This is a genomic window from Streptomyces sp. NPDC059142 (assembly GCF_042755665.1).
Taxonomy (GTDB): domain Bacteria; phylum Actinomycetota; class Actinomycetes; order Streptomycetales; family Streptomycetaceae; genus Streptomyces.
Genome location: NZ_JBHZDA010000027.1, coordinates 31326 through 43661 on the forward strand (window position 1 = coordinate 31326; position 12336 = coordinate 43661).

Annotated in this window: 9 protein-coding genes; 5 read left to right on the forward strand and 4 right to left on the reverse strand. The window is 74.2% G+C overall.

The window, feature by feature from the left end:
* The first annotated feature begins 34 nt into the window (after window positions 1-34).
* Together ACFXPK_RS13165 and ACFXPK_RS13170 are read left to right on the forward strand one after the other, a co-directional pair.
* Complete coding sequence (locus ACFXPK_RS13165; RefSeq protein ID WP_385074732.1) at window positions 35-742, forward strand: hypothetical protein; 708 nt, start codon at window positions 35-37, stop codon at window positions 740-742.
* Window positions 743-1007: 265 nt separating this feature from the next.
* Window positions 1008-2576, forward strand: coding sequence for a ricin-type beta-trefoil lectin domain protein (locus tag ACFXPK_RS13170; protein ID WP_385074735.1), 1569 nt, complete (start codon window positions 1008-1010; stop codon window positions 2574-2576).
* A 149-nt stretch (window positions 2577-2725) separates the two neighbouring features.
* Here ACFXPK_RS13170 and ACFXPK_RS13175 read toward each other — a convergent pair whose 3' ends face one another.
* The 3 genes from ACFXPK_RS13175 to ACFXPK_RS13185 all read right to left on the reverse strand — a co-directional run bounded on the left by ACFXPK_RS13175 (window position 2726) and on the right by ACFXPK_RS13185 (window position 5488).
* Window positions 2726-2959 carry a hypothetical protein gene (locus tag ACFXPK_RS13175; protein WP_385006581.1) on the reverse strand — a complete coding sequence of 78 codons (234 nt, stop codon included), beginning with the start codon at window positions 2957-2959 and terminating at the stop codon, window positions 2726-2728.
* Window positions 2960-3038: 79 nt separating this feature from the next.
* Entirely contained in the window at window positions 3039-5234 is a 2196-nt protein-coding gene (gene malQ / locus ACFXPK_RS13180; RefSeq protein WP_385074738.1) for a 4-alpha-glucanotransferase, read from the reverse strand.
* Window positions 5235-5254: 20 nt separating this feature from the next.
* On the reverse strand, window positions 5255-5488 hold the full coding sequence (locus ACFXPK_RS13185) for a hypothetical protein (RefSeq protein ID WP_385006577.1): 234 nt from the start codon (window positions 5486-5488) through the stop codon (window positions 5255-5257).
* A 369-nt stretch (window positions 5489-5857) separates the two neighbouring features.
* Between ACFXPK_RS13185 and ACFXPK_RS13190 the strand changes: the two genes are divergently transcribed.
* On the forward strand, window positions 5858-8875 hold the full coding sequence (locus tag ACFXPK_RS13190; protein WP_385074741.1) for a beta-N-acetylglucosaminidase domain-containing protein: 3018 nt from the start codon (window positions 5858-5860) through the stop codon (window positions 8873-8875).
* Between the two features lie 61 nt (window positions 8876-8936).
* Here ACFXPK_RS13190 and ACFXPK_RS13195 read toward each other — a convergent pair whose 3' ends face one another.
* Window positions 8937-9473, reverse strand: a complete 537-nt coding sequence (locus ACFXPK_RS13195; RefSeq protein ID WP_384909881.1) for an HNH endonuclease — start codon at window positions 9471-9473, stop codon at window positions 8937-8939.
* 314 nt (window positions 9474-9787) lie between these two features.
* Between ACFXPK_RS13195 and ACFXPK_RS13200 the strand changes: the two genes are divergently transcribed.
* Window positions 9788-10852 carry a mechanosensitive ion channel family protein gene (locus ACFXPK_RS13200; RefSeq protein WP_385005963.1) on the forward strand — a complete coding sequence of 355 codons (1065 nt, stop codon included), beginning with the start codon at window positions 9788-9790 and terminating at the stop codon, window positions 10850-10852.
* A gap of 282 nt (window positions 10853-11134) precedes the next feature.
* On the forward strand, window positions 11135-12336 hold a 1202-nt coding region (locus tag ACFXPK_RS13205; protein ID WP_385074745.1), incomplete at its 3' end, for a hypothetical protein.

The following is a 12336-nucleotide window of genomic DNA, read 5'->3' on the forward strand; positions in this document are numbered from 1 at the left end:
GAACACCGCAACCGACAGCCGCTGGAGATTCAAGATGCGCTCGCGTCTCGCCGCCCGTTCCACCCGCCTCGTCCTCGCCGCGGCCGCCGTGACGGCCCTCGCCGCCACGACCACCGCGTGCGGCCCCGAGGAGGACGGCGCCGCCGCCGGTGCGACCTCTTCCGCCACGGAGTCCGCCACCGCCGGCAGCGCCGGTGAGAGCTCCACCGGCGGCTCGGACTCCGGCTCGGACTCGGCCTCGGACGCCGGCTCCGGCTCGAAGGACTCCGGTTCCGAGGACTCCGGCTCCACCGGCTCGGCGGCGGGCTCCGGCGAGAGCGGCAAGGACGGCTACGGGCAGTCCTGCGGCACCAACGACCTGAACTTCAAGGTCACCTCGGAGACCCAGGCCGGCGGTTACTACCTCGTCACCGTCTCCGCCAAGTCCGGCATCACCTGCTACCTCGACCCCAACACCCCCAGCGTGTCCTTCGGCTCGAAGCGGGAAGGGGTCGCCTCCCCGGTCGGACAGGGCGGCGAAGACGCGATCAAGCTCACCGGCTCCACCGTCGCCTACGCCGGTATCAACCCCAAGACCACCAAGGGCGACGCCGGTGTGGAGTTCGAGGAGGTCATCGTCGCCACCTCCGAGGACGACGAGAACCCCGTCTCGCTGAAGCTCCCCGAGGCGGCCGTGGTCGAGAAGCCGATCGTCACCAACTGGGACGACGAGATCGCCGGCGCCGTGCCGCAGATCGTCTGACCCGACCGGACCGCACCGGACCGCACCGACCCGGACCGACCCGCACCGCACTGCACCGCACCGCACCGATCGACCGCCGCTCCCACTCCACGATGCCACCGACGCCCCGGGCGCGGCCGGTGGCGTGGACGTGAGGGGCGGATCGGTGTTTTCCCGGCGACGACGGCCCGGAGGCGGCCCGGTCCCGGCGGGCGTCGCGGGCCGCAGCCGGCCCCAGCGGCTACCCAGTTCAACTCCCGGGCCGGATATGCGAGATGATCCCGCCGTGAAAAAGCTGCGTACCACCGACCCCACCAAGCTCGGCCCCCACACGGTTCTCGGACGTATCGGCGCCGGGGGCATGGGGCAGGTCTACCTCGGCCGTTCACCGGGGGGCCGACTGCTCGCGCTGAAGGTGGTCAGGGACGACTTCGCCGAGTCCGCCGACGTACTGGCCCGGTTCCGCCGTGAGGTGGAGACCGTGGGGCGGGTGCGCAGCGCGTACACGGCCGCGCTGGTCGACTGCGAGGTCGACGCGCGCCCCTACTGGCTGGCGACGGAGTACGTGCCGGGGCCCACACTCGGCGCGGCCGTGCAGTCGCAGCGGCCGGGCGGGCTGCCGGACCGGTTCTGTCTGCTGCTGCTCGCCGCTCTCGCCGAGGCGCTGGCGGACGTGCACGCGCGCGGGGTCAGCCACCGCGACCTGAAGCCGCAGAACATCATCCTGTCGGCCGACGGCCCCCGTCTGATCGACTTCGGCATCGCCCGTACGGCGGACCAGACCGCGCTGACCCAGCTCGGGCAGACGGTGGGCAGCCTCGGGTACACCGCGCCCGAGGTGATGGCCGACAACTCGGTCGGTCCCGCGGCGGACGTGTTCGCCCTCGGGGCCACCCTGGCGTACGTGGCCACCGGGCGCGGCCCCTTCGGGGAGAACGCGGCCGGAGTGGTCTACCGCACCCTCCACGGGGAGATCGACCTCGACGGCGTCGATCCGGTGCTCGCGGAGCTGATCACCGCGTGTGTCGCGGTGGACCCCGCGCGGCGGCCCGACCCGGCGGAGATCATCCGGCGGTGCGACGTGCGCACCGCGCTGACCGACGACCCCGTCTACCGGCAGCTCGTCAGCGACCCGCAGAGCGCCACCCCGACGGTCGTGGACGGCGGCGCCGAGGGCCTCGGCCCGAGCGGCGCTCCGGGCTCCGACCCGCACGAGGCGCTGACGGTCGCCGCCGCTCCCCGGACGCTCATAGCCCCGCAGCCGCCCGCCCCCGCGCCGCCCGCCGCCCCCGCCGGGCGGCGGGCCGCCCTGGTGTCGGCGGGCGTGGCCACGGTCGTGGCGGTCGTCGGGGCGGTCCTGCTCGTGGTCCAGCCCAACTGGGGCGAGAGCGACTCCACCGACCTGGCAGGCCCGACGCCGACCAGCGCGGCCCCGTCCCCGGTCGAGCTCACACCGGAGAAGCCCGCCGATCCGGAGGGCGCGGTGACCGGAATGGCGTCCAAGTGTCTCCATGTCGCCAACTCCGACACGGAGAACGGCGCCGTACTGCAACTGTGGACCTGCAACGACACCGACGCCCAGCGCTGGAAGGTGGTCGAAGGGGGCTCGCTCCAGGCACTGGGCAAGTGCATGGACGTGGAGTGGAGCGGTACGGAGAACAACACGCCCATACGGCTGTGGGACTGCAACGGGAGCGCGGCGCAGCAGTGGGAGAGCCAGGGTGACGGGACGCTCAGGAACCTGGGTTCCGGCCGGTGCCTGGACCTGACCGACGGGGTCACGGAGAACGGCACGCCGCTCATCCTCTTCGACTGCCACGGCTCCGAGAACCAGGTCTGGCGGCTGCCCGAGTAGCTCGCGTCAGGGGCGTCGGGGCCCGGCCGTCGGAGGCCGGGCGTCCCGTCCCGGGACCTCGGGGCCCGGGGCCTCAAGGTCCCGGGACGCGCGAAGGCGCCGCCCGGACACCGGTCGTGGTGCGGGCGACGCCTTCGGAGGCGGAAGCGTCAGACGTGCTGCTTGCGGGACTTGTCGAGGACCATGACCAGACCGGTGATGACACCGAAGATCACCAGCGGGGCGACCACGAAGAGGCCGAGGGTCTCGACCACACTCAGGCCCTGGCCGGGGTCGTCGCCGTCGTCGCGCGTGAGCGCGAGGGCCGGGGACGTCATGAGCAGCATCATCAGCGTCGTACCGGCTGCCAGGGCGCCGGCGCGCAGAGTGTTCTTCTTGTCCACGGTGCAAACGTAGCGAACGCCCCGGAGCCCCGCGCGGGCGGGGTGCCGTACCGCACGGCGCGCCCGCCGCGCGCGGGGGTCAGCCGTGCCGCAGCACCTCCGCCAGCCGGTGCAGACGCGGCGAGGCGGCCAGGTCCTCCAGCGCCATCGGGCGGCCCCGCGCGTCCGCGACGGGCAGCCGCCAGTTGGGGTACTGGTCCCAGGTGCCCGGCAGGTTCTGCGGGCGGCGGTCGCCCACCGCGTCCGGCAGCCAGACGCCGACCATCCGCGCCGGGGTTCTCAGCAGGAAGCGGTAGACGGCGCGGACGGCCTCCTCCTCGTCGCCGTCGCCGCCGGGCAGCAGTCCGAGCCGGGTGAGGCAGCCGAGCCATTCGGCGACCTCCGCGTGGTCCTCGGACTGCTCCTGCTCCAGCGGACGGGTGAGCAGACCGAGGCGGTGGCGCAGCTCCACGTGCTCGCCGGTGAGCCGCGCCGCCGTGGACGGCAGGTCATGGGTGGTGGCGGTGGCCACGCACCCCTCGCGCCAGCGCTCGGGCGGCAGCGGCTGCCCCGTACCGGCCCAGTCGCGCTCGAACCAGAGCACGGACGTGCCGAGCACCCCGTGCCGCTCCAGCGCCTCGCGCACGCCGGGCTCGACGGTGCCCAGGTCCTCCCCTATGACCACGGCGCCGCTGCGGTGCGCCTCCAGGGCGAGGACGGCGAGCATCGCCTCGGCGTCGTAGCGCACGTACGTGCCGTGCGTGGGCGGCTGTCCCCGCGGCACCCACCAGAGCCGGAACAGCCCCATGACATGGTCGATCCGCAGCGCCCCGGCATGCCGGAGCAGGCCCTGGAGCAGTCCGCGGTACGGGGCGTAGCCGGAGGCGGCCAGGACGTCGGGGCGCCACGGGGGCAGCCCCCAGTCCTGGCCGAGCGCGTTGAAGGCGTCCGGCGGGGCGCCGACGGAGATGCCGTCGGCGAAGGCGTCCTGCTGCGCCCAGGCGTCGGCGCCGTCCGGGTGGACGCCGACGGCGAGGTCGTGGACGATCCCGACGGCCATTGCGGCGTCGCGGGCGGCCCGTGAGGCGTCGGCGAGCTGTCCGTCCGTGAGCCAGGCGAGGCGGCAGTGGAAGTCGATGCGGTCGAGCAACCGGGCCCGCGCGGCGGAGGTCTCGGCGGAGCGCGGGTCGCGCAGCTCCTCGGGCCAGTCGCGCCACCGGGAGCCGTGCACCTCGGCGAGGGCGCACCAGGTGGCGTGGTCCTCCAGGGCGCGGCCCTGGGCCGCGAGGAAGTCGCAGTAGTCGGCGTGGCGGCCGGGGCCGAGGGGCACGCGGTCCAGGATCTCCAGGGCGGCGCGCTTCAGCTCCCACACGGCGTCGCGGTCGATCAGCTCGCCGTACCCGCCGTCCTCGCCGCCGGCGCCCTGGCCCTTGCCGAGGACGGCCTCGCGCAGCGCCGCGGCCTTCTCCGCCAGCGCGTCCAGCCGCTCGCGGTCCGGGCCGCTCACGTACGCGTACTCCGGTACGGCCTCGATCCGCAGATGGACCGGGTCGGGGAAGCGGCGCGAGGAGGGGCGGTACGGGGAGGGGTCGGTGGGCGCGCCGGGCACGGCGGCGTGCAGCGGGTTGATCTGGACGAATCCGGCGCCGAGGGAGCGGCCCGACCAGGTGGCGAGTTCGGCGAGGTCGCCGAGGTCTCCCATGCCCCAGGAGCGGGCGGAGAGGAGCGAGTAGAGCTGGACCAGGAAGCCGTGCGTACGCGCGGGGGGCTGCGGCAGCCGTTCGGGCGCGACGACGAGGACGGCCTGTTCCGTACGGCCGTCGGGGGCCTCGACGCGGAGCCGGTGGACGCCGAGCGGCAGCCGGGACCACGCGGAGGGGGTGGCGGGGACGCGGGCGGCGGGTACGGGGGCCACGCAGGGCAGCTCGACCGTCTCGCCCCGCACGCTCTGCCAGTACTCGACCTCCACGCGGAGCGACGAGCCCGCCGGGAGCGCGGTCAGGGCGGCCGGGAGCGGCCGGTCGACGGCCTCCGGGGCGCGGGCAGCTTCCGCTCCGGCCGGTGCGGCGGGGTCGGACGGGCTCCAGAGCACCAGTGTGGGCGGCAGCAGACGGCTCGCGGCGGCGGACTCGGCGCGGCTCAGCGCGGCGCTCACCGCCGCGGGCGTGGACGCGTCGACCCCCAGGGCGGCGAGCACGGCGACGACCGTGTCGTCCGGCACCGGGTCGTCGGTGCCCGGTGAGGGTGCGTACCCGGTGGCGACACCGTGCAGCTCGGCGAGCCTGGCCAAGCCCATACGGACTCCTGTTCAGAAGGTCATACCCCTGGGGACTCCGTACCGCCGGCGGTGCCGGGCGCGGTCGGTTCGCTGGTCAGGGGGGCGGTGTCGGCGAGAGGAGGTTCGCTGGTGAGAGGGGCCGCGTCGGCGAGCGGGGGCTCGCTGGTGAGGGGGCCCGCGAAGACGGCGGCGAGGGGAGGCTCGCTGGTCAGAGGCGCGGGCTCGGTCTGTTTGGAGAGGGCGGAGAGCAGGAGCTGTGCGGATGCGGCCATGACGGCGCCTCCAGAGGATGGGAGAACAGGACACCGCAGCCCTACCCAGCGGACGAGGGCGCAGACGTCCACCCCCCGTAAACGTGTGTTGAGTCACGTTCTGTTCCCCGAACTCACCGGCCGGACCGGCCGTATTCCCCGCCGAGGTCGCTCAGGACCGCGCGCCGCGTCGGTCATGATTACCACAACGGGCAAATGCGACACAACGGCCGCGCGCGGTGACACCCTCACAGGCGGAGGGTGAGGTCGCCGCCGCCGGAACCGGAGGCCCGCGCGGTGGTTGCCGGGCGGTCCGCCTGGGGAGATGACCTCGCCGGGGCCGGGCAGCGGTACCGGCGGTACCGAGGAGCAGCAGGAGGGAAGCCAGGCATGCGGTTCGGGCTCAGGAGGGGAACCGCGAGGGGAACCGCGACCGCCGTGGCCGTCGCCGTGATCGGCGGTCTGGTCGGCACCGCGCCGAGCGCGTCGGCCACCCCGAAGGAGCCGGCGCCCTCCGTGGCCTCCTCATCCGAACGGGTGAGGCAGCAGGCGTTACCCGCCGTCTGGCCCCGCCCGCAGACGATCCGGGCCGCCGGCCGACCCGTCGCCCTCGGGGACGGGACCACGGTCGTCGCGGGCGCGGGAGCCGACCCGTACGCGGTCCGGGAGCTGGCCGCGGTGCTGCGCTCCGCCGGGGTCCGCGCCGTACGCACCGTGCCGGCGTCCGGCGGCGTCCCCGGGAAGGGTGCTGTCGTCCTCGCGGGCGGCGCGGGCGCCCGCGCCGCGCTCGACGCGCTGCGCGCCCCGGAGCAGGCCACGATCCCGTCCGGCGGCTACCGGCTCGCGGTGGGCACCGTCGGGGGCCGGGGCACCGTCGCCCTGGACGGCATCGGCGGCGACGGCCTCTTCCACTCCGCCCAGACTTTGCGCCAGCTCATCACCAGGGCCCCGGGCGACGGGCGGCCCGCCGTCCCGGGAGTCCTCGTACGGGACTGGCCGGGCACGGCGGTGCGCGGTACGGCCGAGGGGTTCTACGGGCGCCCCTGGAGCCACGCGCGGCGGCTCGCGCAGCTCGACTTCATGGCGCGCACCAAGCAGAACCGCTACCTGTACGCGCCCGGCGACGACCCGTACCGCCAGGCGCGCTGGCGCGAGCCCTATCCCGAGGCGGAGCGCGCCCGCTTCCGTGAGCTGGCCGAACGCGCCCGGCAGGGCCATGTCACGCTCGCCTGGGCCGTCTCCCCCGGCCAGTCGCTCTGCACGGCCTCGGAGCGGGACCTCGGGGCGCTGAACCGCAAGATCGACGCGATGTGGGCGCTGGGGGTACGCGCCTTCCAGCTCCAGTTCCAGGACGTCAGCTACAGCGAGTGGCACTGCCGCGCCGACGCGGCGACGTTCGGCCGCGGTCCCGGGGCGGCGGCCAGGGCGCAGGCCCGGGTGGCGAACGCGGTGGCCGCCCGGCTGGAGCGCCTCCACCCGGGCTCCGAACCGCTCACGGTGATGCCGACCGAGTACTACCAGGACGGTGCGACGGCCTACCGCACGGCGCTGGCCGGGGCGCTCGCCCCCTCCGTCCAGGTGGCGTGGACGGGTGTCGGAGTCGTCCCCCGTACGATCACCGGCCGTGAGCTGAGGACCGCGCGGGCCGCCTTCAAGCACCCGATGGTCACCCTGGACAACTATCCGGTCAACGACTACGCGCAGGACCGGCTCTTCCTCGGCCCGTACACCGGCCGGGAGCCCGCGGTCGCCGCCGGGTCCGCCGCGCTGCTGGCCAACGCGATGGAGCAGGCGTCGGCGTCCCGTATCCCGCTGTTCACGGCGGCCGACTACGCGTGGAACCCGCGCGGCTACCATCCCCAGGAGTCCTGGCGGGCCGCCGTGGCGGACCTCGCGGGCGGCGACGACCGGGCCCGTGAGGCGCTGGCCGTCCTGGCGGGCAACGGCGCCTCTTCCGTCCTCAGCCCGTCGGAGTCCGCGTATCTGCGGCCGGTCCTGACCGCGTTCCTGGACTCCCGTACGACCACGGACGCAAAGGCCCGCGCGGCGGCGGCGACCGCGCTGCGGGACGCGTTCACCGCGATGCGCGAGGCCGGGGATCGGCTCTCCGGCACGGCCGGTGGGCTGCTGGTGGACGAGGTACGGCCCTGGCTCGGCCAGCTCGCCCGGTACGGCGAGGCGGGCGAACTGGCCGTGGACATGCTGACCGCCCAGGACCGCGGCGACGGCGCGGGCGCCTGGCGGGCCTCGGTACGGCTGGCGCCGCTGCGCGCGTCGGCGCGGGCGGGCACGGCGACCGTCGGCAAGGGCGTACTGGACGCCTTCCTGGACAAGGCGGCCAGGGAGGCGTCGGCCTGGACGGGCGCGGACCGTGCACGGGGCCGGGCGGTCACGGAGGACACCACCGGGGACGGCAGACGCACGTACACGGTCGGCGTGGGGCGGCCCCGGCCCGTCGAGGCGCTGCACACGATGACCACGCCGGGCACCGGAAGGGGCGCGACCGTCGAGGCGCATGTGCCGGGCCGTGGCTGGCGCGCCCTGGGGCCGCTGTCCCCGAGCGGCTGGACGGAGAGCGGCGGCCCGGCGCTGAAGGGGCTCCGGGTGGACGCGGTACGGCTCGTCTGGCCCGGCGGCCCCCACGCGGGCGGACCGCCGTCCGCGATCGCCTTCGCCCCCTGGTTCGCGGACGGGCCGCGCGCCGGTCTGGCGCTGGCGCGCGGCGAGACGGACGCGCAGATCGGCGGGGCCCCCGAGCGGGTGGAGGCCCGGCTGACGGCGCTGCGGCCCGGCACGGTGAGAAGCGCGCTCAAGGCGAAGGCGCCCTCCGGCATCCGGGTGAAGGCCCCGAAGGAGACGACGGTGCCGCGCGGCTCCCGTACGACCGTCCCCCTGGAGGTCAGCGTCCCGAAGGGCACCCCGGCGGGCACCTACGAGGTGCCGCTCACCTTCGCGGGCCAGGAACGCACCCTGACGGTACGCGCCTCCCCCGCCACCGGCGGCCCGGACCTGGCGCGCACGTCCACCGCGACCTCCTCGGGCGACGAGACTCCCGACTTCCCCGCCTCGGGCGCGGTGGACGGCGACCCGACGACCCGCTGGTCCTCCCCCGTACAGAACGACGCCTGGCTCCAACTGCGCCTGGCCCGCCCGGCCCACGTCGGCCGCGTGGTCCTGCACTGGCAGGAGGCGTACGCGGGCAGCTACCGGATCCAGGTCTCCCAGGACGGCCGCACCTGGCGCACGGCGGCCACGGTCGAGGACGGCAGGGGCGGCCGGGAGGCGGTCGGCCTGGACGCGAAGGACACGCGCCACATCCGCGTCCAGGGCGGGACACGGGCCACACGCTTCGGATACTCGCTGTTCGAGGTGGAGGTCTACGAGGTGCTCCCCCGGGGCCTCTCGTAGACCTCCGCCTGTGAGCCGCGGTCCGCCTCAGGACCGGGCGCCCCGGAGGCGGACCGAGCCCTCAGACAAGAAAGGAATCGATGCGGGCCACCGCGTCCTCCGCTCCGTACGGTTGCAGATAGGGCATCCAGCGCGGGTCCCGGTGGCCGGTGCCGATGATGCGCCAGGCGAGGCCGGAGGGCGGGGCGGGCTGGTGGTTGAGGCGCCAGCCGAGTTCTCGCAGGTGGCGGTCTGCTTTGACGTGGTTGCAGCGGCGGCAGGCGGCGACCACGTTGTCCCACACGTGCTGTCCGCCGCGGCTGCGGGGGATGACGTGGTCGACGCTGGTGGCGACGCCTCCGCAGTACATGCAGCGTCCGCCGTCGCGGGCGAAGAGCGCACGGCGGGTGAGCGGGACGGGCCCCCGGTAGGGGACGCGTACGAAGCGCTTGAGCCGTACGACGCTGGGGGCGGGGATGACGCGGGTCTCGCTGTGCATATAGGCGCCGGATTCCTCTAGGCAGAGGGCCTTGTTCTCCAGAACGAGGACGAGCGCGCGGCGGAGCGGTACGACGCCGAGCGGCTCGTACGACGCGTTGAGGACCAGGACATGCGGCACGGATGCCTCCTTGTACGCCGGCGGCACGTGGCTCGCGCCGGGACGATCTGCTCTCAGTCTCCCCTCATGCCTGGTCGAAACGCCACCACGTCCAGGTAACGGGCTCGGAGTGTTTTCCGCCACCAAGAGGAGGCGCCGCTCGCCCCGGGCCTCACAAGGGCTGTACAGGGGCGCGACAGGGCCTACGTGAGGAGTGTCTCTCCGTCGCGCGGAGCGCCGGGCGGGCCACGTTGCCCCGTTAGTGTGGTCGGCACCGCCGTACACCTGTCGCGGCCGCCGCGCATCCGGTCGGCCGTATCTGGAGGTTTTCTGTCGTGTCCTGGTCCGCTCCGCTGGCAGCCGGTTCCTCGTCCGACCCCGTCACTCTCGACGAGGCGGCGGACCGGGCGACCGACGCGGCGAGCTGGATCGAGGAGAACTGGGCCACCTGGCTGAGCATCGGTCTGCGGATGACGCTGATCCTGGTGATCGCGCTGGTGCTGCGCCATGTGATCCGCCGGGCGCTGACGAAGCTCATAGACCGGATGAACCGCAGCGTCCAGACGGTGGAGGGGACCGCTCTGGGCGGGCTGCTGGTCAACGCGGAGCGGCGCAGGCAGCGGTCGGAGGCCATCGGGTCGGTGCTGCGGTCGGTGACCTCGTTCCTGATCCTGGGCACGGCGGCGCTGATGATGCTCGGCGCGCTGAGCATCAATCTGGCGCCGCTGCTGGCGTCGGCCGGGGTCGCGGGCGTGGCGCTCGGCTTCGGCGCGCGCAACCTCGTGACCGACTTCCTCTCCGGCGTCTTCATGATCCTGGAGGACCAGTACGGGGTCGGGGACACCATCGACGCGGGGGTGGCCTCGGGCGAGGTGATCGAGGTCGGGCTGCGGGTCACAAAGCTGCGGGGCGACAACGGCGAGATCTGGTACGTGCGCAACGGCGAGGTGAAGCGGATCGGCAACCTCAGCCAGGGCTGGGCCACGGCCGCCGTCGATGTGATGGTCAAGCCGTCGGAGGACCTGGAGCGGGTCCGTACGGTGATCAACCAGGTCGCCGAGAAGCTCGCCAAGGACGATCCGTGGAACGAGCGGCTGTGGGGTCCGGTGGAGGTGCTGGGTCTGGACTCGGTGCTGCTGGACTCGGTGACGGTACGGGTCTCCGCGAAGACCATGCCCGGTCAGGCCGTCGGGGTGGAGCGCGAGCTGCGCTGGCGGATCAAGCAGGCCTTCGACGAGGCGGGCATCCGGATCGTCGGCGGGCTGCCGGCGGCGGTGGAGCAGGAGTCGGCGCCGGATCCGGCGGCCGGTGTGGCGGCCCCTTCGGCGCTGGCGAGCCCGACGTCCCCGCAGTCCCTGGCGGCGTCGCCGATCGTGCCGCCGCCGAACCTGGCCAAGTAGCCGCGGGTACCGGGACGGTACGAGGGGCGGCGGGGGAAGAAGCCGGGTGGCCCGGCCGTGAACCATCCGAACGCATACGAACTGCCGTGAAGGGGAACCGATCTCCGGGCCCCGGCGTATTCATGGTGGGGAGACCGGGCGGCTGCGGCGGACACTTCAGGCGTCAAGATCCAGTCAGCTCTTGCGCAGTTGTCGGTACCTGCGGCCATACTGCTGGCCGAGAGCTGTCTCCCGGCCCGCAGGGGGCGGGCCGCCGTCGTCCTTGACCGAGGGGGAGGTCACGTGACATACCCGCCGAATGTGCGCACAGCGCCACCGTCGGCTCCGCGGCATGCGCCGGCGGGGCCACCGGTGGAGCCGGATGCGGCGCAGCCTCCCGCGCGACGCGCGGCATGGTGGGAGACGACGGACCGGCTGCGCGCCGCGGCGACGACGGAGCCCGGACGGCTGAGGATCATCGGGGCGGCGCTGGCCCTGCTGGTGGTGGCGTTCGGGGCGGTGACGGCGTGGGAGATCAGCGACCGGCACTCCGCCGCGGGTGACGTGGTGAGCCGCAGTCAGCCGCTGAGCGCGGACGCGGCGAACATCTACCGGTCGCTGGCGGACGCCGACACGGCCGCGGCGAGCGGTTTCCTGGCGGGCGCCCAGGAGCCCGAAAAGGTGCAGGAGCGGTACCGGGAGGACATCGCGACGGCGTCCGGACTGCTGATCACGGCGGCGACGCACACGGACGGCGACAGCGAGTCCGGGCGGCAGATAAAAACGCTCAACGAGGGACTGCCGCGCTACACCGGGCTGGTGGAGCGGGCGCGCGCCAACAACCGGCAGGGACTGCCGCTGGGCGGCGCCTATCTGCGGTACGCCAACGAACAGATGACCAAGGAGCTGCTGCCCGCCGCCGAGAAGCTGTACGCGGCGGAGACGGACCGGCTCGCGCGGGACAACGACGCGGCGCGGCTGTGGCCGTTCGTCTCGCTGGCGCTCGGGGTGGTGGCGCTCGGGGTGCTCGTGTGGGCGCAGCGGCGCAACTACCGGCGGACGAACCGGGTCTTCAACCACGGTCTGCTCGCGGCCACCGCGGGGGCGGCGGTGCTGCTGCTGTGGCTGGCCGTCGGCCAGACCGTCGCGCGCGCCGAGCTGGACAACGCCCAGAAGCAGGGCCAGGAGTCGCTGAAGGTCCTCAACGAGGCGAGGATCAACTCCCTGAAGGCCCGCGCGAACGAGAATCTGACCCTGGTCGCGCGGGGCGCGGTCCTGACGGCCGACGGCAAGAACGACAAGTACGAGACGGACTACGCGACGGGCATGGACAAGCTCAGTACCGCTCTCGGCGAGGCCAGGAAGCTCGCCGACAACAGCGCGGGCGGCAGACCGGTGGACGAGGCGATCTCGGCGGTCGCGCCGGGGGGCGGCCGCCCCCACGCGGGGGGTGTTTCGGACCCGTCGGGGGGCGACGGGGCGGCGGGGGGGAAGGGGATCGGCGG